18 protein-coding genes are annotated in these 24,892 nt (G+C 63.5%); 13 read left to right on the top strand and 5 right to left on the bottom strand.

Annotated elements, in window-relative coordinates:
* Positions 1–83 precede the first annotated feature (83 nt).
* The 3 genes from VJZ71_13535 to VJZ71_13545 all read right to left on the bottom strand — a co-directional run bounded on the left by VJZ71_13535 (position 84) and on the right by VJZ71_13545 (position 5,047).
* A complete protein-coding gene (locus VJZ71_13535; GenBank protein HKQ49087.1) occupies positions 84–2,756 on the bottom strand; it encodes a thrombospondin type 3 repeat-containing protein in 2,673 nt (890 codons plus the stop codon).
* Between the two features lie 699 nt (positions 2,757–3,455).
* On the bottom strand, positions 3,456–4,532 hold the full coding sequence (locus tag VJZ71_13540; protein ID HKQ49088.1) for a site-2 protease family protein: 1,077 nt from the start codon (positions 4,530–4,532) through the stop codon (positions 3,456–3,458).
* A complete protein-coding gene (locus VJZ71_13545; GenBank protein HKQ49089.1) occupies positions 4,529–5,047 on the bottom strand; it encodes an NUDIX hydrolase in 519 nt (172 codons plus the stop codon). Before VJZ71_13545 ends, VJZ71_13540 begins: the two co-directional genes overlap by 4 nt.
* Before the next feature lie 173 nt (positions 5,048–5,220).
* On the opposite strand from VJZ71_13545, the gene rpmE reads away from it, so the two are divergent.
* The 5 genes from rpmE (at position 5,221) to VJZ71_13570 (ending at position 9,877) form a co-directional block, all read left to right on the top strand.
* The gene (gene rpmE / locus VJZ71_13550; GenBank protein HKQ49090.1) at positions 5,221–5,466 is read left to right on the top strand and encodes a 50S ribosomal protein L31; all 246 of its coding nucleotides are present in this window, start codon (positions 5,221–5,223) and stop codon (positions 5,464–5,466) included.
* Between the two features lie 81 nt (positions 5,467–5,547).
* Entirely contained in the window at positions 5,548–6,642 is a 1,095-nt protein-coding gene (gene prfA, locus VJZ71_13555) for a peptide chain release factor 1 (protein HKQ49091.1), read from the top strand.
* Between the two features lie 165 nt (positions 6,643–6,807).
* Entirely contained in the window at positions 6,808–7,818 is a 1,011-nt protein-coding gene (fbp, locus tag VJZ71_13560) for a class 1 fructose-bisphosphatase (protein HKQ49092.1), read from the top strand.
* 56 nt (positions 7,819–7,874) lie between these two features.
* A complete protein-coding gene (gene prmC / locus VJZ71_13565) occupies positions 7,875–8,774 on the top strand; it encodes a peptide chain release factor N(5)-glutamine methyltransferase (GenBank protein ID HKQ49093.1) in 900 nt (299 codons plus the stop codon).
* Positions 8,771–9,877 (top strand): glycosyltransferase family 9 protein, encoded by a 1,107-nt coding sequence (locus tag VJZ71_13570; GenBank protein ID HKQ49094.1) that lies wholly within the window; start codon positions 8,771–8,773, stop codon positions 9,875–9,877. The genes prmC and VJZ71_13570 overlap by 4 nt, the downstream gene beginning before the upstream one ends.
* 14 nt (positions 9,878–9,891) lie before the next feature.
* Here VJZ71_13570 and VJZ71_13575 read toward each other — a convergent pair whose 3' ends face one another.
* Positions 9,892–11,241, bottom strand: coding sequence for a hypothetical protein (locus tag VJZ71_13575; protein ID HKQ49095.1), 1,350 nt, complete (start codon positions 11,239–11,241; stop codon positions 9,892–9,894).
* Positions 11,242–11,535: 294 nt separating this feature from the next.
* Here VJZ71_13575 and selB point away from each other — a divergent pair, with 294 nt between their 5' ends.
* From selB to VJZ71_13600, 5 genes are all read left to right on the top strand, one after another.
* Positions 11,536–13,518: a selenocysteine-specific translation elongation factor gene (selB, locus tag VJZ71_13580; GenBank protein HKQ49096.1), complete on the top strand. Its 1,983-nt coding sequence runs from the start codon at positions 11,536–11,538 to the stop codon at positions 13,516–13,518.
* The gene (gene selA / locus VJZ71_13585) at positions 13,515–14,930 is read left to right on the top strand and encodes an L-seryl-tRNA(Sec) selenium transferase (GenBank protein ID HKQ49097.1); all 1,416 of its coding nucleotides are present in this window, start codon (positions 13,515–13,517) and stop codon (positions 14,928–14,930) included. The genes selB and selA overlap by 4 nt, the downstream gene beginning before the upstream one ends.
* Positions 14,927–16,132, top strand: coding sequence for a cofactor-independent phosphoglycerate mutase (locus VJZ71_13590; protein ID HKQ49098.1), 1,206 nt, complete (start codon positions 14,927–14,929; stop codon positions 16,130–16,132). The genes selA and VJZ71_13590 overlap by 4 nt, the downstream gene beginning before the upstream one ends.
* A 139-nt stretch (positions 16,133–16,271) precedes the next feature.
* Positions 16,272–17,477: a glycosyltransferase family 4 protein gene (locus VJZ71_13595; GenBank protein HKQ49099.1), complete on the top strand. Its 1,206-nt coding sequence runs from the start codon at positions 16,272–16,274 to the stop codon at positions 17,475–17,477.
* On the top strand, positions 17,474–18,334 hold the full coding sequence (locus tag VJZ71_13600; GenBank protein HKQ49100.1) for an ABC transporter permease: 861 nt from the start codon (positions 17,474–17,476) through the stop codon (positions 18,332–18,334). The genes VJZ71_13595 and VJZ71_13600 overlap by 4 nt, the downstream gene beginning before the upstream one ends.
* A gap of 152 nt (positions 18,335–18,486) precedes the next feature.
* Here the strand turns inward: VJZ71_13600 and VJZ71_13605 are convergent, their stop codons facing one another.
* The gene (locus VJZ71_13605) at positions 18,487–19,257 is read right to left on the bottom strand and encodes a DUF502 domain-containing protein (protein ID HKQ49101.1); all 771 of its coding nucleotides are present in this window, start codon (positions 19,255–19,257) and stop codon (positions 18,487–18,489) included.
* Positions 19,258–19,436: 179 nt separating this feature from the next.
* Between VJZ71_13605 and VJZ71_13610 the strand changes: the two genes are divergently transcribed.
* From VJZ71_13610 to VJZ71_13620, 3 genes are read left to right on the top strand one after another with little or no spacing between them, the layout of a single operon-like run.
* Positions 19,437–21,314 carry a hypothetical protein gene (locus VJZ71_13610; GenBank protein HKQ49102.1) on the top strand — a complete coding sequence of 626 codons (1,878 nt, stop codon included), beginning with the start codon at positions 19,437–19,439 and terminating at the stop codon, positions 21,312–21,314.
* Positions 21,315–21,361: 47 nt separating this feature from the next.
* On the top strand, positions 21,362–22,354 hold the full coding sequence (locus tag VJZ71_13615; GenBank protein HKQ49103.1) for an extracellular solute-binding protein: 993 nt from the start codon (positions 21,362–21,364) through the stop codon (positions 22,352–22,354).
* Complete coding sequence (locus tag VJZ71_13620) at positions 22,351–24,870, top strand: hypothetical protein (GenBank protein HKQ49104.1); 2,520 nt, start codon at positions 22,351–22,353, stop codon at positions 24,868–24,870. The genes VJZ71_13615 and VJZ71_13620 overlap by 4 nt, the downstream gene beginning before the upstream one ends.
* Positions 24,871–24,892 lie beyond the last annotated feature (22 nt).

Genomic DNA, 24,892 nt, shown 5'->3' on the forward strand with positions numbered 1-24,892 from the left:
GCGACCGTGAGGGAGCGCCCACTGGTTCACGAGAACTGAATAGTCTTTTTACCTTTGGAAGGGACTTCCGGACCGAGCGAGTGTCAGGGGCACGGCGCCGTCGCGGGCGCGACGGCGTCCATCGAAAACGCGGCGATGTCGTCTGTTGTATCAACGTCGGCGGTCTGACCATCGCCGTCCGGGTCGACATCCATGCAGGCCGCCCCTCCGCCGAGGATACAATTGACCAGAAGTTGCACGTCCGGTCCGTTCACCACGCAGTCGAGGTTCAGATCGCTTAGCGGCCGTCCCGTCAGATCGGAGGACAACACGCACGCCGACGCGTTCGGGCAGGCGTCCGCCTCGTTGTCTACCGCGTCGCCGTCCACGTCGCTGTCGCACGCATCGCCGATCTCGTCGGCGTCGAGATCGGCTTGGTCGTCATTGGCCACGGATGGGCAGTTGTCGCAGACATCCCCATGCGCATCGCTGTCACCGTTCTCCTGCCCGAGATTGACAACCAATGGGCAATTGTCAACGGGGTCGATCACTCCGTCGCCGTCCGCATCCGGTCCGAAGACGTAGGCCGCGCCGGAATCGACGGCGCTGTTGTCGGCCTGGTTGCCGTTCACGCCGGTGGCGCTGCTTTCTTCGGTATGCGCCCCGACCACCACCGTGTCGCCGCTGACGGCCACCGAGATTCCAAAATGGTTAACCGCTCCGGTGTTTGAGGCCTTGAGGTAGGTCTGCTGGCTCCAGACGCCGCCGCTACGGACGAAGACGTACGCCGCGCCGGACTCGACGGCGCTGTTGTCGGCCTGGTTGCCGTTCACGCCCGTGGCGCTACTGTCCTCGGCGGGCGCCCCGACTACCACCGTGTCGCCGCTTACGGCCACCGAATAACCAAAAACATCAGACGCCCCTGTGTTCGAGGCCTTGAGGTAGGCCTGTTGACTCCAGATAGTCCCATTTCGCGTAAAGACATAGGCAGCGCCGGAGCCCGAAGCGCTATTGTCGGCCTGGTTGCCGTTGACGCCCGTGGCGCTGCTGCGCTCGCCATCTGCCCCGACTACCACTGTGTCGCCGCTCGCGGCCACCGAAGTGCCGAACTGGTCGCTTGCTCCGGTGTTCGAGGCCTTGAGGTAGGCCTGCTGGCTCCAGACGCCGCCGCTACGGACGAAGACGTAGGCCGCGCCGGCGAAAGACGCGCTGTTGTCGGCTTGGTTGCCGTCCACGCCCGTGGCGCTGCTGTCCTCGTATTGAGCCCCGACCACCAGCATGTCGTTGCTTGCGGCCACCGACCAGCCAAAGAAGTCCGACGTGCCGGTGTTCGAGGCCTTGAGGTAGGCCTGCTGATTCCAGACCCCGCCGGTGCGGGCGAAGACGTAGGCCGCGCCGGAAGCACTGGCGCTGTTGTCGGCCTGATTGCCATCTACGCCTATGGCGTTGCTATCCTCGTTGTCCGCCCCGACCACCACCGTGTCGCCGCCTACGGCCACGGAGACTCCAAAGTCGTCGCTCGCCCCCGTGTTTGAGGCCTTGAGGTAGGCCTGTTGGCTCCAGACGCCGCCGCTGCGGATGAAGACATAGGCCGCACCAGAATTAGCGGCGCTGTTGTCTGCCTGATTGCCGTCCACACCCATCGCGCTGCTATCCTCGAAACGCGCCCCGACCACCACCGTGTCGCCCGAGATGGCCACCGACCAGCCAAAAAAGTCACTTGCCCCAGTGTTTGAGGCCTTGAGGTAGGCCTGGTGGCTCCAGATGCCGCCGCTGCGGACGAAGACGTAAGCCGCGCCGGAATCACCGGCGCTGTTGTCGGCCTGGTTGCCGTCCACGCCCGTGGCGCTGCTGTCCTCCAGATACGCCCCGACCACCACTGTGTCACCGCTCACGGCCACTGAGAAGCCGAACCGGTCGCCTGCATCGGTGTTCGAGGCCTTGAGATAGGCCTGCTGGGCGACGGGGTCGATCGTGAGGGGATAGACGGCCTCCGCATCGTCTACAACGATGCGGAAGGCTCGGGGCTCGCCACGTCGAGTCTTCGACTTGAGACTTGAGGCTTGAGGAAGAGGTACTTCAACAAACCAGGCGGGCAGGATCGCGCCCGTGGCGTCGAAGACCGTCAGACCGGCGTAGTTCACGACCGCCGCGCCGCGGTCGTTGACGAACGTGACGCCACGGCCTTCGGCGGTGATGCGGGGTTGCAAATCACCGCGCACGGCGAGAGTGAAGTGCAGTCGCTCGTCCGCCCTCCGGGCGGGGGAAGAGAGAGGGGCACTCGATCCAGAGGCTGAAGCCTCTTGCAACGATCGTGCGCCCTCCGGGCGAAGCCGATGATGGACGGTGTAGCCATGCTCCAGTCCGCGCGGGTCGTTGATATACCACTCGGACAGGTTGTCGTCCCATTCGTATTCGATGCGCTGGCCGCACCGGCTATTAGCCGGTGCCACACTATCAACGGTGCGCTCGATTCCGGCTCGGCCAAAGCTGACCAGCTCCAACCCCCATGACCACTCGCCCACGTCCGGCGTGGTCAAGAAGCCGCGACCGTCAAACCGGGTCCGCCATTGCTGGCCGGGGTTGCGCGCCTGAAAGCCGCCCTCGACGGCGAATGCCGCGTGACGATTCCCGTCGTAGGTCGCACGGATGGAGGACCAGTCCGAGGGCGAAATACCGTCTGGGACTGGGTCGGTTTCGAGGCGTTGGGCCGAAGCGCTCGGAATACTCGCGAAGAGCGCGGTCGCTGCGAGAATGAGCGAGACGGCCAGTTTCATGGCGAGTCCTCCTTTGGCCGCCGGTAATCAAGTGACAACTATATCATACCGGTTCGCCCCGCATCCGCGCCAAGTTTTGACAAGGGCGTCCGATCATTCCTTTTCTTGCGCTTGGCGTTGCGGGCAGCACATCGACTACTTGGCTTGCCATCCAAGTCCCGCTTTCAAAGCAAGTTACGTTTTTCTTGCCCAAAAACGCGGATTAAGGGGAGCATTGAGCAAGTATTGTGGGCAGGAGCAGAAAAGAGGCGGCGAAGTGCCGCCTTCCTGTAGCTCACGGCTAACGGTCCCGGCGCGCCGGGACTAATGGGTCGTGAGATCGGAGTTTCCGCGCCTATGGAAAAACACCAATCATGCTGCAACGCCCCGACCCGCCAAGCGCCACGGGTCGGGCGCCATTCCGCCGCGTTGTTGCGCTTAAGTGCGCTCAATTGCACCAAAAAATCTGCGTCCAGGAGTTTACCCGCCATGGCGGGTGTCCATCTGCGGTTCAGCCTCGTTCCGGTTCGTTCAGGCTGGTTCAACCAGGGGAGCTCCCTCCTGAACGCTACCCGACGCCCGTATTCGCCTCTTCCTGTAAATCTTGCAAATCCTGTCTATTCCCCGGCCCCGTGTTCACCTTTTCTCACCTTTTTTCGGCTTTTGTCGGGGCAAAAAAAGTTATTCAAGAGGCGCGGCTAATGCCCGGCAGCACCGCGCTCAGTGGGACGAGCGCTGGCGGCGCGAGGCTTCTTCCAGAATCTGCTTTTCCCGCCGCGTCAGGCTCTGCATCCCCTCGCGGTGGACCTTGTCGAGGATCTGATCGACGGAGAGTTCGAGTTGCCGCTCCTCCTGTTGGCGGGCCTCCCGTTTGCGGCGTTGGGCGTTTTCTCGCCAGCGAGCGATCATGCCCTTTCGCCTCGGCCGCCCCGCGCGGGTTGGGTTCGAATAGGCCCCGGCGTAGTCGAAGCCGCCGCCGAAATCGGAGTCGCTCGATCCCGCGCGGATCAGGATGCGCTCCTGATAGCACGTGAGATACCCCATAAACGCGATGGCCAAAAGCAGATAGTGCGAGGTCGCCAGGCCGTACAGACCCAGCCCGATGGCGGCGACCATTCCGACGGTCGTGGTGATCATGGTGCTGCGTCGACGACCGACGAAGTTCCACAGGGCGCAATGCAGCATCCTCCCGCCGTCCATGGGGTACATCGGAAAGAGGTTGAAGATGAACAGGGCCACGTTGATCGAGAAAGCGAGGTGAAAGAACAGGTCGAGCTCAGTGATTCGGTCGGTAAAAGTGATCCAATCGAGCGGATTGATCCCGCTAATGGAAAGTTCCGCGGAGCGCATCAACAGAATCGTACTTGTTGCCAGAAAGAGGATCACGTTGACCAGCGGTCCCCAGATGACCGTGACGAACTGCGGCCAGGGGCGTTGCGGCGCGTCGACGGATGCCAGACCGCCCAGCGGCCACATCAGAATGTCATCGGCGCTTCCGCCGACGCGTCGGGCGGCGAAGCAGTGGCCCAGTTCATGGAGAAAAACCGAGCCGAACAGGACCACGATCCATTGGAGCGACCAGAGAAAGTCTCTCGCGGGACCGATCAACTCGAAAATGCAGTAGATGATGAAGATGATGTGGACGCGGACGCGGATGCCGAAGAGGCGTCCGATCGTCGGCGACCAGTTCAGCGGGTTGTCGGCGAAGCGGCGGCCGCCACCGAGGCTGTACATCCCGAAGCCGCCCGTGCCGCGGCCGCTTCCGAGATTCGCGTAATCTCGTTCTTCCCAACTCATCGACCGGTCCTCGCCACGTGCGTCCACCACATCAACGTAATCATCGTCTTGCCATCGACGATCTTTCCCTCGCGGATCATGTTCACGGCATCCGCCAGTGTCGCCGGCTCGACCGCGATCTCTTCGTTCGGGCTGAGCCGCTGCTGCGTCTTCGTCAGGTCGCTGGCGACAAACGCAGTAATCACCTCCGTCAGGATTCCCGGGGAAGTGTAGAACTCGCAGAGCCGCTCGACTCGGCCGGCGCGATGGCCGACCTCCTCCTCCAATTCCCGCGCGGCCGCCTCGGCGGGACTTTCCCCCGGGACATCGAGAGTCCCCGCCGGCAGTTCCCAAAGCTCTCGGCCGATGCCGTGGCGGAATTGCCGGATCAGAAGGCAGCGCTCCGCGTCCAGGAGCGGCAGGACGACGACGGCCCCCGGGTGGACCACGAATTGCCGGGCCATCGGGCGGCCATCCCGCGCCACGAACGCCTGCTGGACCACCTCAAACTTGCGGCATTTCAGGAGCGATTCCATCTATCTATCGGACCTGTCAGGAGATACGAGCGACCGCGCCTTTCATCGGCTACCCAACGCTCTTGCTTATTATACGCTTCTACGCAATAGCCTCCCTTACGCCCTTGTCAGCCGGTGATAGTGTGCTAAACTACATGGCTCGCGAAAACACGCGAAGGCTACAGGATCGACCCATGAAGGCAGATATCCATCCCAAGTACTTCAAGTGCACGGTGACCTGCGGCTGCGGCCATACCTTTGAGACCGGCAGCACCCGGGAGAAGATCGCCGTCGAAATCTGCTCGGCCTGCCATCCGTTCTTTACCGGTACGCAGAAGTTCGTGGATACCGCCGGTCGCGTCGAGAAGTTCCAGAAGAAATTCGGCGGAGACTATTTCAAGTCCGCCAAGAAGACCAAGGCCGCCCCGACCAAGGCCTAGCTGTAGATTCGTTCAATGCCACGCCGTTCTTTAGCCCTCGCGGGCGAAAGCGCGGCGTGTTTCGTTTTCAGGACGCGCGCCATGCCCGAAGTCGCAACCAATCCTGCCCTGCTCACCAAGCTAGACGAACTCGCGGGCCGCTACGAGGCCATTACTCGTGAAATGAGCGATCCTGCCGTGGCGGGCAACTCCGCGCGGATCGTCGCCCTGGCCAAGGAGCATCACAACCTCGGTCGAATGGTGCTGCCCTATCTCGAATACAAGAAACTACAGACGCAGATCGAGGAAAACGGGGCGTTGGCCGCGGACCAGAGCGCGGACGCCGAACTGCGCGAAATGGCCCGCGCGGAACTGCCCGAATTACAGGCCAAGGCCGAGGCGCTCCTGGAGGGCCTTATCGACGGCCTGATTGCGGGCGACGACGCCAACATCGAGTCGATCATCATGGAAGTGCGCGCCGGCACCGGGGGCGAAGAAGCGGCGCTGTTTGCCCGCGATTTGTATGAGATCTACAACCGGTACGCGGGGGCGCACGGCTTCAAGGTCGAAGTGCTCGACCAATCCGTCTCCGATCAGGGCGGTTTCCGCGAAGTGATCTTCAACGTCAAAGGACCGGAGGTCTTTACCCACTTCGGATATGAGGGCGGGGGCCATCGCGTCCAGCGCGTCCCCACGACCGAGACGCAGGGACGAATCCATACCTCCGCCGCAACGGTCGCGGTCCTGCCCGAAGTCGCGGAGACGGATGTGGACATCGATTGGGACAAGGACGTGCTCGAACACGTCTCGGCGGCGGGCGGTCCCGGCGGGCAGAACGTCAACAAGGTCGCATCCGCGATCAAGCTGGAGCACATCCCCACGGGCATCACGGTCTCCATGCGCGACGAACGGAGCCAGCACAAGAACCGGGCCAAGGCGCGGCGCTTAATGGCCAGCCGTGTGAAGAGCCACTACGAGGAACAGGAGCGCGCCCAACGGGCCTCGACGCGAAAGAGCATGATCGGCTCCGGCAATCGCAACGAGCGCATCCGCACGTACAACTATCCACAGAACCGTTGCACCGATCATCGCGTGAACGAGAGCTATTCACTGGAACAGGTCTCCGCCGGTCGGCTCGACGAAATCATCCAAGCGCTGAGGCGGTTCGATCGCGAGCAGCGACTTCGCGACGTGTAAAACGTTTTTCCTGAATAATATCGAGTCAAATCGGACGCCCGACGATTGCCCTCGCTCGTGAGGGCCAATCTGTTTCTGTACAATAGTGTGGCGCGCCCCATAGCGGGCGATGAGGGAAAAGAATCTCGCCGCACACTCGCCTCAGGAGCCGGTCCCTTGGTTGAAATGATGCAAACCCCCAATCGCTTTATCACCATTCAGGAACACATCCTGAGTTCACAGCGGAGCCACCCGACCGCGACCGGCGGGTTTAGCTGGTTGCTGTCTGGCATTACTCTGGCGGCGCGGATCATCTCCGCCAACGTCCGCCGGGCCGGCATTCTCGACGTACTGGGCGAGGCCGGCGCCTCCAACGTCTCCGGCGAGCAGCAGCAGAAACTCGACATCCTGGCCAACAAGACGATTGAGCTGTGCCTCGGCTATCGCGGCAACGTTGGGCTGATCGCCTCCGAGGAGCTGGACGAACCCAAGGTCGTCACCAAGAGCGGCGCGTCGGGCAGATACGTCGTCATCTTTGATCCCCTCGACGGGTCGAGCAACATCGATGTCAACGTCTCGGTCGGGACGATTTTCTCCATCTTCGAGCGCGATCCCAACGGCTTCGACAGCAAAGACCATTCCGCCGACGTGCTCCAGCCCGGTCACAAACAACTCGCGGCGGGATACATCGTGTATGGCTCCAGCACCGTACTCGTCTATACGACCGGTGAGGGCGTACACTTCTTTACGCTCGATCCGTCCGTCGGGGCCTTCATCCTGGCCAATGAAAACGTCACGATGCCCGAGCGCGGAAAGTCCTACAGCGTCAACGAAGGCAATGCCAAGAGCTTCCCCAAGGGCGTGCAGTCCTACCTCGAATGGTGCAAGACAGAGGAGGCCGGGCCGTACAGCGCGCGGTACATCGGCTCGCTCGTCGCGGACTTCCATCGGACGTTATTGCGCGGCGGCATCTTTCTGTACCCTGCAACGGCCAAGAGCCCGCAGGGCAAGCTGCGGCTGCTCTACGAAGCCAATCCGATCGCCTTCCTCGCCGAGCAGGCCGGCGGCGCGGCGACCGACGGCCGCCAGCGCATCCTTGAAAAACAGCCCAAGTCCCTGCACGAGCGTACGCCGCTGTTTGTCGGGTCGAAGGGGGAGATGGCGCGGTTGCAGCAATACCTCGATGACGAGAAATAGACCGCAGCTGCCGTACTCCGCTTGCCGCATTATTCCTTTCGCCGATGATAGTTGTCATGCCTGACCCGCCGGCCGCCGCCCCCAACGACTGGACTATTGGAAAGCTCCTGACATGGACGCGGTCGCACTTTGAATCGAGCGGCGTGGATGAACCGCGCCTGTCCGCGGAGATTCTGCTCGCCCACGCCCTTGGCTGTCGCCGCATCGATCTTTACGCCCGGTTTGAACAGGCACCGACGGAGCCGCAGCGGGCAACGTTTCGCGAACTGGTCCGCAAGGCCGCTGAACACCAGCCCATCGCTTATCTTGTCGGTCATAAGGAGTTCTATTCGCTCGATTTTCTCGTCACGCCGGACGTGCTGATCCCCCGGCCGGAGACGGAGTTACTCGTCGAACAGGCGCTCGCGTGGTGCGCGACGCATCCGCAAGACCGGTACGACCTGCTCGACGTCGGAACCGGCTCCGGCTGCATCGCCGTCGCCATCTGCAAGCGTCAGGCCTCGGTCCATGCCGTCGCGACCGATGTCTCGGATGCCGCGCTGGCCGTCGCCGCGGAAAACGCCCGCCGTCATGAACTCGCCGAACGAATCCGCACGATGCGAGCCGACTTGTTCAACCTGCCACCGGACGTCGTCCCCCCGGGCAAGTTCAATCTGATCGTTTCCAATCCGCCGTACGTTTCCGAAACGGATCGCGATAGCCTGCCGGAAAACGTGCGCAAGTATGAGCCCGCCGCCGCGCTTTTCGCCGGCGCCGACGGCCTCGACGTCTTTCGGCGAATCGCCACCGACGTAACCCGGTATTTGCGACTGGGCGGGCTATTGCTGGTTGAAGTGGGCATGGGTCAGGCGAAGAGCGTGGACGAGATTTTTGCGGCCCACGGTCTGAAGTCCCAGGCCCGATTCAAGGATGTGAACGGGATCGAACGGGCATTAGCGTTTACACTACCCGCATGAGCGATACGCCCCTCGCCGAGCGCGAATTTCGGCGGATACTCCTGATCAAGCCCAGTTCGCCGGGCGACATCATCCATGCGCTTCCGGTACTGCACGGTCTGCGTCGACGCTACCCGGAGGCGCACATCGCCTGGCTCGTGGCGACGTCGTTTGCCAACCTGCTCGAAGCCGATCCGGCCCTGAGTGAGGTCATCCCCTTCGATCGCCGCCGATTCGGCCGGCTCGGCCGGAGCATCAGCGTCACACGCGAGTTTATGGCCTTCGTCGGGACTCTCCGCGAGAAGGCGTTCGATCTGGTGATCGACTTGCAGGGGCTGTTTCGCAGCGGGTTTCTGGCCATGGCCAGCGGCGCGCCGGTCCGCATCGGATTCGCCGGGGCGCGCGAATTGGGCTGGATGTTCTACACCGACAAGATCCCCAAGGGCCCGCGGGATGAACACGCCGCCGATCGCAACTACAAGGTCCCGCCGTTGCTGGGCTTCGCCGACCATCCGATGGACTTCTCGATGTCGCTGACGGACGCCGACCGCGCGCATGCCGCGGCGCTGCTTGAGGAATGCGGAGTTGCGGAAGGCACGGGGTACGCCGTCCTGGTCCCGGCCACGCGCTGGGAGACAAAGTGCTGGCCCCCAGATCGCTTCGGAGCGCTGGCGAGCGTCCTCGGCGAGCGCCACGGTCTGTCGAGCCTTCTTGTCGGCGGTCCGTCCGACATCACGGCCGGCCAGATCGCCGCCGGGACGTCCGAAGGCGCGGCGCACAACGTCTGCGGCCGCACCACGCTCCGCGAACTGGCCGCTTTGATCGAACGCGCCGCCATCGTCGTGACTGCCGACTCCACGCCGATGCACATGGCCGTCGCGCAGCAGCGACCGCTCGTCGCCCTCTTCGGCCCGACGAACCCCCGCCGCACCGGTCCCTACGGGCGATTGGACGACGTCCTACGGATCGACCTGGAATGTTCGCCGTGCTATTTCAAGAAGCTCAGCCAATGCCCGCATCAGCACGCGTGCATGCAGAGGCTTGACGTGGAAATCGTGGCGAGCGCGGCAGGTGAGTGTTTGCGGCGCGGAGAAAAGCAACTTACGGCCGTAGTCAGCAAATAGATACTGGCCGTAATCTAATTCGCCTTCGTTTCCGCCAAATCTCTCAGTACTCGTAACTGTAGTGGCGCAGACTCCGAAGGCACCACTTCGACTCGCCAACCCGCGGCAACAGGGAGCAACCACTCCCACCACTGATATTGCCACATGCTGAAAGAAATCGAAGCTGCGCACGGCCCCATAGTGAATCTGAGCGGCGTCATCTGATTGATTTTGATCGATCCCTTCATATTGGGGGAATTCTGTCCCCAATTACCTAAATCCTCCCAATACCACCAGTGCAGATCAGACGGGAGGCCTTTTCGCGGCGCGATCCAAAAAGCGGCGACTTCTTGATCACGTCGTAAGATGCAGAACGTTCCCGGCTTGACGGGACACTCGTACGGGGATCGAACCCATAACAGAGATTGCAAACTCAACGGCAATCTGGTGCCGATTCGAAAGGGCAAAACCGTCAGAAGAGCTAGCTCGAGCGTTGGCAAAAAAACAACAAGCGTTACTGTCAATAACCATGCGAACCTAGCGATGCGCGCGAGTTTTCTGGAATGAAAACGCAGAATTCCAAATCTAGGTGGCGATTCCGAGACAATCTTAGATCCACATTCCGGGCAAATCGAACCCGGCAGTCCGCGAAGCATGTACGAGCATCGGACACAGCGTAATTCATCCGAGAGTAACGAGGCTTGGACCGAAGTGACCAGCGTAGTCTTGGCGATACGAAGGAAAGAGAGAACCGCGAGCGCCAACAGTGCGAAGTTAAGTAACAGCGCCGTGAACGAAAGGGGCATTTGTGCATAAGCTTGCCCATAAGAGAACCAGCTCCAGACGCTGCCGATGGTGCCGAACAGCGGCAGCACCCACCAGCTGCGGCGTATGGCGGTTTTCCAAAGTTGCGCGGACGAAAGCCGTTCTCTAATGTCACCAAGGTAAGGCGGCCAGCCAAACCGTCGATAGATAGCAAACGTACTGAAGAATAAACACGCATGCAGCCCGGACAGGATCAGGCCCATTGTAAACATGGCGACTAGCGCGAGCCCAACTCCTCCGACCCACGATTCGCCCATGTTTATGCCCGTGCCCTCGAACACTGACGAATCAAATGGGATGGGGAATCGGCTCCAAGGCCCTAGACGCCAAGCAAGTAAAGTGGCATACCAATAGCCACGCGCGGACGAGAAGAAAAAATCCGGGAGTTCCGAGGCCAGAAACCCACCTCCGAAGACAATCAGCGGAACGTGGAAGTGTCGAAGAAATGGGAAGAGGTGCCGTCGGTCTTTCGAGTCCGAACCCATGCTGTCCGGCGGGCGAGTCTGTTTACCGAACAGTGCTTGTGTTGGCTGGATCGCGGAGTTGGTGCCCGGCTCCATTCGATTTGATCTCTCAAGCGGCTCCACGTCGTGAAGACGCGCGGTGGAGAATCAATTATCGCGAGAGGATCGACAAAAAACCGCAAAGAGCATGATCGGGCGAGAGAGAATCTCGCCGCGCTGCTCCTTGCTCTTTACGTCTTCCCCACCGGCGGCCGCCGGGCAGGCTGACCCCGCGCGAACGACCGCAAGTGGCTTCCGAAAGACCTCCACTAACCCCATTATATCGCCGGACTCGCGGCACCGGCCACCGTCGAATTGTTCCCCGCCCGGCACCCCGGATAACATCTGGGCATGGCCACCGCGCCCGCATCAATCCGACCGCCCGCCGCCCGCCGCACCGCCTGCATCCTCGGCACGGCCGGTCACATCGACCATGGCAAGTCGAGCCTGGTGAAGGCCCTGACCGGGACCGATCCGGACCGGCTGCCGGAGGAAAAAGCCCGCGGGATGACGATTGAGTTGGGCTTCGCGCATCTCACGCTCCGCGGGGCCGGCGGTGAACTCGACGTCGGCATCGTCGATGTTCCCGGTCACGAGCGTTTCGTGAAGACGATGGTCGCAGGGGCGACGGGCATTGATCTGGGGATGCTCGTTGTGGCGGCGGACGACGGCGTGATGCCCCAGACCCGCGAACATGTGGATATCCTTGATCTGCTGGGTGTCGGTGCCGGTCTCATCGTCATTAACAAGTCGGACGTCGCTACGGCGGATCGGATCGAGGAGGTCCGAGGACAGATCACCGAGCTCGTCGCGGAGACAGCGCTGGCCGATTGGCCGATAGTGGCCTCGTCGGCACGGACAGGGCTGGGGCTCGACGAGATTCGCAGCTCCATCGCGAGGCTGATTGCCGACCTGCCGCAGCGCACCTCATCGCCTATTTTCCGCCTCGCCATCGACCGCGTCTTTCCGATCCACGGCCGCGGGACTGTCGTGACCGGCTCGGTGCTTTCGGGGACGGTCGCGCCGGGGATCACGCTCGAGTTGCAGCCGCCGGGGCTGACCTGCAAGGTCCGCGAGGTGCAATCGCACGGCGTCGCCCTGCACGACGTGGCCGCCGGCCGGCGATGTGCATTGAATTTGACGGGGATCGATCGGGAGAAGATCGCGCGCGGGATGGAACTGTCCACGCCGGGCTATCTCACGCCAGCGCGATACGTCGATGCACAGGTACGCGTTTTGTCGCATGTCGAAAAGCCGGTTCGTTCGCACCAGCAAGTCCGCGTCAGCCTGGGGACGTGCGAGGAGATGGCGACGCTGGTGGTCTTCGGCGACAGTGAGATCACGCCGGGCGGCCGGGCGATGGCCCAGTTTCGATTCGAGCGGCCCGTCGTTGCGGCATTCGGTCAACGCTTTATCCTCCGCAATGAGAATGCGCAAACGACGCTCGGCGGCGGGATCATTGTTCGGCCCGTCTCGCGGCGAATCCGCGGCAACGACGCGGCGGAGATTGAGTTAGTGACGGCCGCGGCGTCGCCCGAGCCGCTCCGCCGCTATGAAGCGGCGCTGCGTAGGGCATGGTTTGAACTTCAATCAACGACCGGAGAATCGGGGCGGATAAACCTGCGGCTGTCCTGCGCGACCGGCCTCGACGCGGCGGACCTTGGCGCGCTGCACCAACGCCTGGAGAAACAGGGCGCCATCATCCGCATTGACGCCGGGCGGGTGGTGCATCGCGCCGTGCTGGACGCTGTCTCCGAGCGAGCCCTGGCCTATCTGCGGCGTCATCACAAGAGCAACCCCAACGAGCCGGGCGTTCAGCGCGATCGGTTTGTCGGCTGGCTGGAGCAGCGGACGGCAGCGGGTTGCGGGCGGTGGATGTTGGCCCGCTTGGAGAGCGCCGGAAAAGTTGCAACTCGCGGCCCCTACGTCGCCCATTACGAATTTCGCCCCGCGCTCTCGCCAGAAGACGCCGATCTACTGGAACGCGCGATCCGCGAAATCACGGCCGCGGGCTTTGATCCGCCGTTGCTGGCGGTTTTGAAGGCCGCCGCCGGTCTTTCGGAGGCGCGAATGAAGGTGCTGGAGGATACCGCCAAATGCGATCCTCGCGTGGTACAGATCGCGCCCCAGCACTTCATCTCGTCACAAACTCTTCAGAAAATGAAGGACACGGTGCGCGGCCTGGGGGCCGGTCGATCCTTCAAGCTCGCGGAGGTCCGCGACGCGCTGGGCTTGAGCCGTCGCGTCGTGCAGACGTTGCTGGAGCATCTGGACCGCGTTCAATTCACCAAGCGTGTCGGGGACGAGCGCGTGCTTTTGGAGGCCGGCCAGTGAATACCTCTGTCGATCTTGCGCAGATTCCGTCGATGACCGCGTTACTTGACGCGGCCGCGCGGGAAGATTTCAGCGGCGTGCCAAAATCGGTGTTGACGGACGCCCTTCGAGAGGCGGTATCGGCCATTCGCGACGAGTTGCAGCATGACGCAGCGGCCAGCGGGACTGATTTCAGTGCCATGGCAGTCTTGCGTCGCGCCCGCGCGCTATTGTCCGAACGCCACGCGCAACGCCTGACCCGCGTCATCAACGCCACGGGCATCGTCCTGCACACGGGCCTGGGCCGCAGCGTTCTCGCCGATGTGGCCATGCAGCGGATCACGAAGGTTGCCCAGGGGTATTGCTCGCTCGAAATCGACCTCGCGACCGGCAAACGCGGCAGTCGCGGCCGCTACGCCGAAGACCTTCTGTGCCGCCTGACCGGCGCGGATGCGGCGCTGGTCGTGAACAACAACGCAGCGGCGACGATGCTGGCGCTGCGGGGTTTGGCCGCGTGGCGCGAGGTGATCGTCTCGCGCGGTCAACTCATCGAAATCGGCGGCTCCTATCGCCTGCCGGAAGTGATGACGGCGGGGGGCGCGATCCTCCGCGAGGTCGGCACAACGAACAAGACACACCTCGCCGATTACGAGAAGGCGATCAGCGAGCGGACGGCGATGATCATGCACGTCCACACCAGCAACTACCGCGTCGTCGGGTTCGCCGAAGCGCCGGACACCGCCGAGCTGGCGACGCTGGCCCACGACCGGGGGCTGATTCTCTTCGATGATCTCGGCAGTGGCGCGCTGCAAGATGATCCATTCTGGAAAACTGCCGACGAGCCGACCGTCCCTGCCAGCCTAGCAGCCGGTGCCGATCTCGTCTCCTTCAGCGGCGACAAGCTCCTGGGCGGTCCGCAGGCGGGCATCCTGCTCGGGCGCCGCGAGACGATCGAGCGGCTTCGCAAAGACCCGATGACGCGGGCCTTGCGCGTGGACAAACTGACCGTCGCAGCGCTGGAGGCGACGCTGGAACTGTACCAGTCGCCGCAGGAGGCCAAGGCGCAAATCCCCATCCTGGCCGCCCTGTCGGAGACCATCGAATCACTGATGTCGCGTGGAAACGACCTCGCATCGATGTTACGGAATGCACGGCCCGGCGACTCATTCGCCGTCGAACGCGACGAGAGCTTCGCCGGCGGCGGGTCGCTGCCCGCCTGGCCGCTGCCCACGGCGATCGTGCAATGGAAGCCGACGAGCGGACTGTCGCTCGACGAAATCGCTCGACGAATGCGCAGCGGCGATCCCGCCGTCCTCCCGCGAATCCGCGACGACGCGATCTGTTTTGATTTGCGCACCATCGCCGCCCATGAATACGGCGCTCTGGTCGCGGCCGCGGTCGCCGCGTCAAATCCGTCCGTGGTGACCACGTGAAAACCGGCACCAAATACGCCATCATCCTCCCCGACGGCGCCGCCGATGAGCCGGTCGCGGCGCTCGGAGATCGCACGCCATTGGAGGCCGCGGAAATCCCGCACATGCACTCCATCGCCGAGACCGGGCGAATCGGCACCGTGCGCACGGTCCCCGAGGGGCTTACGCCGGGCAGCGATGTCGCGACGATGTCACTGTTCGGCTACGACCCACGAAAACACTACACCGGCCGGGCACCCATCGAGGCTGTCGCGCGCAACCTCCGCCTCCGTCCGGATGACGTGGTCTTTCGCTGCAACTTCGTCAACGTGACGGGCGGCGAGATGACGGACTTCACCGCCGGCCATATCCGCTCCGCCGAGGCACAGGCGATCATCGACGAGCTGAACGCAAAGTTCTCGACGGAGGATCTTCGCTTTCATGCCGGCGTGTCGTATCGCAACCTCCTTGTCCTGCGCGATCCAACAACGCTGGAGGTCGCCTGCATGCCGCCGCACGACATTCCCGGGGAGGCCGTCTCCGAGTACCTGCCCAAAGGTAAGGCGGCGGAGCGAATCCGCCGCATCATGGAAGAGGCCGAACCGATCGTCACGCGGCATGACGTCAATCAAGTCCGCAAAGACCTCGGCGAGTTACCCGCGACCGCGATCTGGCTCTGGGGACAGGGGCTCGTGCCGATCATGCGCCGCTTTCGGCAGCGCTTTGGCGTTCGCGGCGCGGCCATCGCCGCCGTCGACCTGATTCGCGGCCTCGCCAAGCTCCTCGGCTGGACGCTTATCGACGTGCCCGGCGCGACGGGGTACCTCGATACCGACTACGCCGCCAAGGGCCGCGCCGCCGTCGCCGCACTCGATGAATACGACCTCGTTGCCGTGCACATCGAGGCGCCCGACGAAGCCGGTCACATGGGAGATGCCGCCGCCAAGGTGACGGCCCTGGAGCAGATCGACCAACACATCGTTGAACCGATCCTCGAGAAACTGCGCGGTTTTCCTGATTGGCGAATTCTCATCGCCCCGGATCACCCGACGCCGGTCAACAAACGCACGCATACCGGTGATGCGCCACCCTTCTGCATGGCGGGATCGGATGTCGAGCGTGGGCCCGCCCCGGCCGAGCGTTTCTGCGAGCACTCCGCACGGCAAAGCGGCCTGCATATCGAGGAGGGCCACGAGCTGATGGAGTATTTCCTGACGCGTTAGTAGCGCTGGAATGACACGACCGATAACTTCGCGGACGCGCGTTTTTTCGGCCGACCGGTTCTCCGTGCAGCAATTCGTAATCCCCGCCGATCAAGGGTTGTGGACCCGGTCTTGCCGCCGGCGAACACCACGCACATCCATGACTACCGCGACCCTTGCCCCGAAGTTCAACACGACCCTCGGAAACGTCCGGCAGTACCTCCGCGAGCGATGCACGACAGTCCGGCCGATCAAGGTCTGTCATCCGGTATGGACGCTGGAAAGCGGCGGGCTGGAACGGCAGTTGCTTCAGATCATCCGCGGAATGTCGGACGAGCAGTTTCGACACCTGATCATTGTGCGCGGACCGGGCCCGCTACCGATCGATCTCCCGGACCACGTGGAATGCCTGCGTCATGAAGGGCCACAGCGGGATTTGATGTGGTCGCGGCGGCTGGGCTCGATTTTGTTCGACGAGCAGGTGGACATCCTGCACCTTCGCGGGCTGGCCATGTTGACCGACGGCGTCCTGGCGGCGCAGTTCGCGGGGCGGGTCCGGACGGTCATGAGCTTTCATGGATTCGAGACGAGTCCGCCACGGATCGGTCCGATCAAGCGGCGGGTGCTGCGCTGGGCGATCGGACGCTGCGACGAGCGCTGGGCCGTGAGCGGCCGCGCGGCCGAAGGGCTCGCCCGGGAGTTGAACATGGAGCCCGAGGAGTTTGACGTGCTACCGAATGGGGTCGACACCGCGCGGTTCACGCCGCCGCAGAATCGCGACGAGGTGCGGCGCCGGCTGGGATTGCCGTTGGACCGGCGGATCGTCCTGAATGTCGGCAACCTCAAGCCGATCAAGGGCCATGACATCCTGCTCGAAGCGATGGGTCGAATGAACGGCGCGACGGCCAATACCACGCTTGTCGTCGTCGGGCACGATTATCGAAACGGCGTATTGCAGGAGTGGGCGAAGGCTCGTCTGCCGCAGTGCGATATTCGCTTTGTGGGGCGGCAGGATGACGTCCTGCCCTGGTATCAGGCGGCGGATCTGTTCGTATTGCCTTCGCACGGAGAAGGACTGTCCAACGCCCTGCTCGAGGCCATGGCGTGCGGTCTGCCGGTCATTGCGACCGAGGTGGGAGGGAACAGCGATGTCGTGCAACATGGCCGGACGGGGCTGCTCATCCAGCCCGATTGCCCGCAACAACTGGCCGACGTGATAACGGCCGTTCTGGCGGATGATGCACGGCGCGCTGCGTGGGGTGATGCGGCGCGGCGGCATGTCGAACGCTGTTTCAACATCACACACACGCGCGAGGCGTATGAGCAGCGCTACACGGCGCTGACGGGCCGCCGGGAAGAGCGATGATCGGCGCGGCGACGGCGATCGATGATGCCCGGACGGCGGCGCGGCCCTTTGCTCAACTCCTGCGATACCGCGAGCTGATCTGGACCCTCGCCTGGCGCGACATCCACGTCCGCTACAAGCACTCGATGCTGGGGGCGGCGTGGGCGGTCCTGCCGCCAGTCGCGATGATGCTCGTCTTCAACTTCGTCTTCGGGGCCGTCGCCGACATTGACCGGCAGAAGTTGACGGGCCATGCCAACGTGCCCTATTGCCTGTTTGCGTTCTGCGGTCTGGTGCCGTGGATGTTCCTGGCGAACGGGCTGACGGCGGCGACGACGAGCCTCGTGGCGAATCGGCAACTCGTGACCAAGGTTTACTTCCCGCGGGCGGTCCTGCCGCTGGCGTCGATCGGCAGCGCGCTGATCGATTTTCTGATCGCCGGGGCGATTCTGGTCCTGCTCACCGGGTATTACCATTTCACTTCGGACGCATGGCGGTTTGAGTGGCACCCGTCGATCCTGCTGCTGCCCCTCGTCGTCGTTGTGCAGATCGTCTTTATGTGCGGCGTGGGCCTTTTGCTCTCGATGGCCAATCTGTTCTATCGCGACGTGGGGTTTTTGTTCCGCGCGCTCGTCCAGCTCTGGATGTTCCTCACCTGCGTCGTCTATCAACTCGATGCGGGCGGCGGGTGGAAGCGGCTGGTCATCCAGCTCAATCCCCTGACGCCGATTATCCGGGCCTACCGGGACTGCCTTCTCTTCGGCCGCCTTCCCCTCGACGCCTCCTTCACCGGTGCGGCGGCGATCTCCTTCTTGCTGTTGTTCCTGGGGTGGCGATGGTTCCGGTCGCGGGAGATGGAGTTCGCGGAGTACATTTAGTCGCACGCGGACTTTCGACAAGGCGAAACTCGCCGTTGTTGGGCGCCGCTTTTCGTTCCGGCTACCCGCGGCGCTCCCTCACGGTCGCGGCTCTGATCGGCTTGCGCCTCGCGACCCGGATGGGAGACGGCTAGGTCGACGCGCGATCGCCATCATTTGTCCGAGGGGTTGTCGATTGTGCCGCGCTGGTAGAGGTGGATGTTGGTCGGGGCGGAGGCCCCGCCCGAGAGGACCATCGAGAGACCGGCCTCCATCGTCAGGTTGGTCGGCGTGATGCGTTCGACCGGCACCAGTTCCATATACCCGCTGGTCGGGTTCGGCGTCGTGGGGACGAAGACCGTCGCGTAGCGCTGGCCGCTGTTGGCGTCGGTAATGACGTTCGTCAGGAAGGCCAGTGCCCGCATGTTTTCGTGCGGAAAGTCGATCAGCACGACTCGCTGGGCGGACGCGCCCGTCCGACCGGCGCCGGACAGCGCCTGCACGATCCGCTTGATGGCGACGTAAATTGTTTCCACGAGCGGGATTCGTTCCAGCATCCACTCGAACAGGCCGATGATCCGCACGCCGACGGCGTTGGTGCCGATCCAGCCGAGCAGGTAGAGCGTCACGATGGTGAGGACGACGGCGATGAGGCTCTGGTACCACGTCGCGCTGTCGGGGTGGAATTCCGGAATCTCGATGGCCAGGCCGAAGGCCCAGACGATGGCCCAGGCGATCCAAGCGATCAGGTTGGAGCCCACCCACAGCGCCGCGGCGTAGACAAAGCTGATCAGCCAGAACGTGACGGCGAGGGGGACAATCAAGAGCAGGCCGGCGAAGATGCGACCGCGGATCGAACGCGGCGTCACGTTGCGCTTGGCCTTGGCGACGTCCGCTTCGGGAGAGACTGGCGGACCGGGAATGGGGGAGGGCGCGGCGGACATGACGGTGGCATCCTTTCCGGGGGGAAGTATATCGACGGCGGCGGCCAATGGCGATTCACGCCATCCGATTGCGAGGGAACCGCGACCGGCCTAGAATCGTCCAACAGTCTATCTACACGCGATGGTCGGGGCGGGATGCGACCAGCGGCGGTATCCGGCGAGCGCGGGAGGCGATAGCAATGTCGGCCCTTCAAAGACAAGTGGCGGCGGCCCAGCGCCGGTTGTGGTTGATACGATCTCTGCGCCTCTGGGGTTGGACGCTTTTTGGCGCCGCGGCGGCATGGACAGCGCTGCTGATTTGCGATCGGCTGTTTGCGCTGCAGGCCCCCTTGCGACTGTCGGCGTTGATCGCACTCGGCGCGAGCATGGCAGCAGCCGTTTTGTGGATGACGCTGACCCGCGAGCGCGAATTGGCGGCCGCCGTGGCCCTCGATGCCGCCGCGGGACTCAAAGAACGAACTTCGACCGGCTTGCACGCCGAGGCGCGAGCGGACGATCCCTTTGCCCGTGCCGTCATTGCCGACGCGGAACGGTCGGTGACTGGGATCTCGGCGGCCAAGGTGCTTCCGCTGCGCTGGACCCGCTCGTTGTCGTGGAGTATCGCGATGGTCGTCGTCGCGGTCGTCTCCCTGGCCCTGCCGCAATTCGATCTTCTCAAGCGGGATGAGGCCAAGGCCGCGGCCGCCGCCCGGCAGGCGGCCGTCGATCAAATCCGCAGCGTCGTCGCCAAGCCGGTCTCGGCGATCGCACAGGTTGCCGAGAAGAACCCCGACCTGGCGGTGGCCGACCAAATCAAGGCGTTGGAAGACGCGATGCGGACCGACGCCGTGAAAGACCCCGATGTCCTGCGGCGCGAGGCGGTCAAACAACTGGACCGGCTGCAGGACGCGCTGAAGGACAAGGCCAACTCGGAGCGGTTCAAGGCCCTCGACGAGACGAAGAAGCGCTTCAAGCAGATTGGCGAATCCAGTGATCCGAAAAATGAGCTGGGCAAGCTGATGGAGCAGATGTCCGCGGGCAATTTTGAAGGCGCCCAGAAGGAACTCAAACAGTTGCAGGAGAAACTGGCTAAGCGGTCCCACGACAATCCGGCCGACGCAAAGAAGGCCGAGGAAATCCAAAAGCAGCTCAACGACCTGGCCAAGAAGATGGAAGCCGCCGCGCAGGACCAGCAGTCTGCGCGGGAAATGAAAAATGCGGGGATGTCGGAGAAGGACGTGCAGCGCGTCCTCGATGCACTGGCCAAGAAGGATACCAAACAGCTTGAGAAGCTCGCGCAAGAACTGGCCGAGCGGATGAAAGACCGCGGCGTCACGCAGGAGCAGATCAAGCAGATGATGGAAAAGGCGGCGCAGCGCCAGCAGGCCTGCAAGCAGATGCAGCAGATGGCGAACAAGATGGGCAATGCGTGCAAGCAGATGCAGCAGGGCAACCAGCAGGCCGCGCAGGACGAATTGAACGAGGCCGGTGAACAACTCAGCGAAATGGAGCAGATGGAGCAGTCGCTGAATGAGCTGGAAGGCCAGATGGCCTCGCTGGACGAAGCCCGCGACGGGTTGAACGAAGGGAATCAGAATCAGGGCGAAGGCCAATGCCAGGGCGACGGCGAGAATGGGCCGTGCAAAGGGTGCAACGGTTCAGGATTCAAGAAGGATGGATCGCCATGCCGGCATTGTGAGGGGACCGGCCGCAATAAGTCCGGCGGCGGCCGGGGCGCCGGGCCACGCGACCGCGACGACAATGTCGATGTGGACTTTGAGAATAAGAAGGCCCGCGTCAAGACCGCCAAGGGCGGCAGCATCGTCGGCCAGCAATTCGTCAAGGGCGATCAGCTCAAGGGCAAGTCCGAAGTCGAGTTCATTGACGCCGCCCACGCCGCCGAGATCGATGCGACTGACTCGCTCAACCGCGACCGCATCCCGCGGGCCTATCGCAAGGGCGTCCGCAACTACTTCGATCGCCTGGGCGAGACGGTGAAGACTGAAACTACCGATGGCGGCAAGAGTTCGACCGGCTCAGAGTCGAAGAAGCCGGCCGCGCCTACCGGTGGCCAGTGAGACTTCGCATTTCGGCCTGTTGGTGTTTCGGGGTTTCGGCATTCTGTTTGTTCGCAGCGTGTGATCAAGAAGGCGATTCGAGTTCGCCCAATTCCGTCGTCATCTATTGTTCCGCGGACAACGCCTTCGCCGAGCCGATCCTCTCCGAATTTGAAAAGCGCACGGGCATCAAGGTCCATCGCGTCTTCGATACCGAGGCGGGCAAGACGACGGGGCTGGTCAACAAGCTCCTCGCCGAGAAGGCCGCGCCGCGGGCGGACGTGTGGTGGTCCGGTGAGATCTTTGGCACGATGCAACTCGCCGAGCGTGGCGTGCTCCAGGAGTATCGACCGTCGGCGGCGCTGGATGTGCCGGAGCGCTATCGCGATGCGGCGGGTCGCTGGACGGCAATCGGCCTGCGCGGTCGCGTCATCGCGTATGATCCCAAGCGGACGAAGGAGGCGGACCTGCCCCAACGCTGGTGCGACGTCGTCGATCCCAAGTACAAGGATCGCTTTCGCATGGCCGACCCGCGCTTCGGCACGACCCGCGGACACATGGCGACGTTGCTGGCCCTCTGGGGCCGTCCGGCGATGGAAAAATTTTACCGTGACCTCAAGGCCAACGGTTGCAAACTGACGGATGGCAACGCGCAGTCGGTCCTGCTTCTGACGCGGGGGATGGCCGACATCGTGGCGACGGATACGGACGACGTAATCTCCGCCCGAGCGCGAGGCCAGAGCGTGGCGATGATCTATCCCGATCTTGACGCGCCCGGCGGCGGCAAAAAAACGCCGGGGACACTCTGGATTCCCAACAGTATTGGCCTCGTCGCCGGCGCGCCGCACGCCGAGGCGGGCAGGTTGCTCATCACGTATCTCGTCTCCCCTGAAGTTGAGGAAAAGCTGAACGCGAGCGACTCCCGCAACGTCCCGGTGCGAGCGTCCCTGCGCCAGCGGCTGAAGGCAGAGGCCCCAGCCGAGGCCGTCGTGGACTATTCAGCCGCGGCGAGCCAGCTCGACTTGTCAGACCAGCTCGTCCGCGACATCCTGCTCGAATGATCGCCAACGCCGCCGTACGTCTGCTTCGGATCGTCGGCGGGGCCGCCTTCCTTGCCTCCGTCGGCGTCATCGTCGGGACTGTCATCCTTCAGGCCGCCTTCGGTCCTGTCGCGGATCAATCCATCTGGCCGACGCCCCGGCTCTGGCGATATTTCGGCACGACGCTGGCGATGGCGTCAGGGACCACGATCATTGCACTCATTCTGGCGATCCCCGCTGTCGTGGCCTTCGCGCAGGTCAGGACATTTCGACAACGACGCATTCTCGCGAGCCTGATCCTCCTGCCGCTCGTCACCATGCCGAGCATCTTCGCTTATGCCTGGCTGCTGCTCGCCACGCGGCCCGGCAGCCCGGTGACCGTATTTCTGCACGCCCTCGGCTGGAACGCCCCCGCCGCGCCGCCGTTTCAATCCGCCTGGGTCCTCGCGACGTGGCTGTGGCCGATTCCTGCGATGGTGCTCATCGCCGCTTTCAACCACGGCGGCCGCGCCGCCTACCACCTGGCCCTGACCGACGCATCCGGCCTCCGCGCGTTCCTGTGTGGCGCACTGCCGGTCATGCGCGCGCCGCTCGTCGCCGCCCTCGCCATCACGTTCATCCTCTCGGCAACGGATGCCACGATCGCGCCGCTGATGGGGGCAACCGAAGTCTGGCCCGTGGAGATGCTGGCGACGGCGTCAATCGCCGCAAAGTACGATCGACCCGCGGGATACTTGTTCTGGGCGTCTTGGCCGATGCTGGCGATGATTGCCCTCGTCGCTTGCGCAGCGGGTCCCGGTCTGCGGCAAATGGCACGGTGGGCGGACGCGCCGGACGACGAAATCACCGCGCCGGCCGGTCGTCGCCGCGCCGGCGTCTGGGTCATCACATGCCTGATCGCCGCGGGAATCGTCGTGCTGCCGATTGTCGTATTCTGCACCGAGTTGTCCACCGGCCGCGCCAGCGCCGCACAGTCTCTCGCGACCGCGTACCAAACCTTTCGCCGCGACGGCCTGGCCACATTGAGCGCGGCGGCGCTGGCAGCAGCGGCGGCCGTGGCGATGGCCGTCACGCTAATCGACGACGCCCAATTCGGTCGCCTCCGGCGCATCGCCGGCACGATCGCGACGGCGCTCGTTGTCGGCATGGCCGTCTTGCCGCCGGAATTGATCGGCACGGCGCTGGCGAGTTTCTATTCGCGCCTCGGCGACCCCGCGCGCTGGAATGTCTACGACCAGACACCCTGCGTCTGGGCCGCCTCGTTGGTCGCCCGATTTGGCTTCCTCCCCGTCTGCATTGCACGATTGATGAACCGCCGCACCCGCGAGGATCAGATCGCGCAAGCCCGCAGTGACGGCGCCTCAACGCTCGACATCATCGCCCACATCCGTCTTCCGGCGCTCGCCGGATCGCTCGCCGTCGCCGGCCTCCTCACGGCGTGCTTATCATTTTCCGAAATCGGCGCGACCATCCTCGTCCAACCGCCGCAATACTTCGGCGGAAGCCTCGCCGTGCAAGTCGATTCGCAAATGCATTACGGCCGGCAGGATGAAACCATCGCCTCCAGCCTGATGTTGATGATCCCAGCCATCATCGTCGCGCTGCTATTTCCGCTGCGCTGGCGAGTCCGCCGGGCGGCACTCGTTTTGATCTGCGCGATCGGCCTGGTCGGCTGCGACAGCCAACCCCGATCCGAGGGCCGCGTCGATTCCGTCTTCGGCGGTCCCGGCCTCTCCCCGGGCGAATTCAGCTACCCTCGCGCCCTCGCCGTCTCGCCCGTCGATGGCTGCGTCTACGTCGTCGACAAGACGGCCCGCATCCAGCGATTCAGCGCAACCGGCGAATATCAACATCAATGGCGGATGCCGGAGTGGACCAACGGCAAACCGACCGGCCTCTTTGTCGATCGCACGGACCAACTCTGGGTGGCGGACACGCACTACGCCCGCGTCATGGCCTTTGATCGCGACGGCAAGGAGATGCTCCGCTTCGGCCGCCACGGTGAAGGTCCCGGCGAGTTCACCTTTCCCTGCTCCGTCGCAGTAGGCCCCGACGATCTCGTCTACGTCGGCGAATACGGCGGCAACGACCGCGTCAACAAGTTCACCCGCGAAGGGACATTTGTCGGGGCCTTCGCCGACAAGGCCTCTGGTCCCGCCTGGGTCGAACGCCCCGTGGGGCTGGTTTTCGACGAGTCCGGCGATTTGTGGGTCGCCGACGCCTGTCACCATCGCATCTGCCGCTTCGGCCGCGACGGAAAATTGCTCTCGACTTTCGGTCAGCCCGGCAGCGAAGCCGGCCAACTCAACTACCCCTACGGCCTCGCCCTGGAAGCGGGCGGCACGATTCTCGTCGCCGATCGCGGAAACAACCGTATTGTCCGGTTCGACCGCGCCGGCAAATACCTCGGCCACTGGGGCGGTCCCGGCCGCGCGGTCGGTCAACTGGCCCAGCCCTGGGGCGTCGCCGTTTCCGCGAAGGGACTCATCTATGCACTCGATTCGTGGAATAATCGTATACAAGTGGTAGAGTGGTAGGGGGCACCTGGGCAAGGGCACG

This window comes from Phycisphaerae bacterium, assembly GCA_035275405.1.
Taxonomy (GTDB): Bacteria; Planctomycetota; Phycisphaerae; order UBA1845; family UTPLA1; genus DATEMU01.

What these genes read in the sequence shown, in the direction of transcription:
- selB (HKQ49096.1), top strand. Translation starts at nt 11,536, where the DNA reads ATGGCCACCGCGCCCGCATCAATCCGACCGCCCGCCGCCCGCCGCACC.
- VJZ71_13535 (HKQ49087.1), bottom strand. Translation starts at nt 2,756, where the DNA reads ATGAAACTGGCCGTCTCGCTCATTCTCGCAGCGACCGCGCTCTTCGCG.
- VJZ71_13595 (HKQ49099.1), top strand. Translation starts at nt 16,272, where the DNA reads ATGACTACCGCGACCCTTGCCCCGAAGTTCAACACGACCCTCGGAAAC.
- VJZ71_13540 (HKQ49088.1), bottom strand. Translation starts at nt 4,532, where the DNA reads ATGAGTTGGGAAGAACGAGATTACGCGAATCTCGGAAGCGGCCGCGGC.
- fbp (HKQ49092.1), top strand. Translation starts at nt 6,808, where the DNA reads ATGATGCAAACCCCCAATCGCTTTATCACCATTCAGGAACACATCCTG.
- VJZ71_13545 (HKQ49089.1), bottom strand. Translation starts at nt 5,047, where the DNA reads ATGGAATCGCTCCTGAAATGCCGCAAGTTTGAGGTGGTCCAGCAGGCG.
- VJZ71_13610 (HKQ49102.1), top strand. Translation starts at nt 19,437, where the DNA reads ATGTCGGCCCTTCAAAGACAAGTGGCGGCGGCCCAGCGCCGGTTGTGG.
- VJZ71_13575 (HKQ49095.1), bottom strand. Translation starts at nt 11,241, where the DNA reads ATGGAGCCGGGCACCAACTCCGCGATCCAGCCAACACAAGCACTGTTC.
- rpmE (HKQ49090.1), top strand. Translation starts at nt 5,221, where the DNA reads ATGAAGGCAGATATCCATCCCAAGTACTTCAAGTGCACGGTGACCTGC.
- VJZ71_13605 (HKQ49101.1), bottom strand. Translation starts at nt 19,257, where the DNA reads ATGTCCGCCGCGCCCTCCCCCATTCCCGGTCCGCCAGTCTCTCCCGAA.
- prfA (HKQ49091.1), top strand. Translation starts at nt 5,548, where the DNA reads ATGCCCGAAGTCGCAACCAATCCTGCCCTGCTCACCAAGCTAGACGAA.
- VJZ71_13600 (HKQ49100.1), top strand. Translation starts at nt 17,474, where the DNA reads ATGATCGGCGCGGCGACGGCGATCGATGATGCCCGGACGGCGGCGCGG.
- prmC (HKQ49093.1), top strand. Translation starts at nt 7,875, where the DNA reads ATGCCTGACCCGCCGGCCGCCGCCCCCAACGACTGGACTATTGGAAAG.
- VJZ71_13570 (HKQ49094.1), top strand. Translation starts at nt 8,771, where the DNA reads ATGAGCGATACGCCCCTCGCCGAGCGCGAATTTCGGCGGATACTCCTG.
- VJZ71_13620 (HKQ49104.1), top strand. Translation starts at nt 22,351, where the DNA reads ATGATCGCCAACGCCGCCGTACGTCTGCTTCGGATCGTCGGCGGGGCC.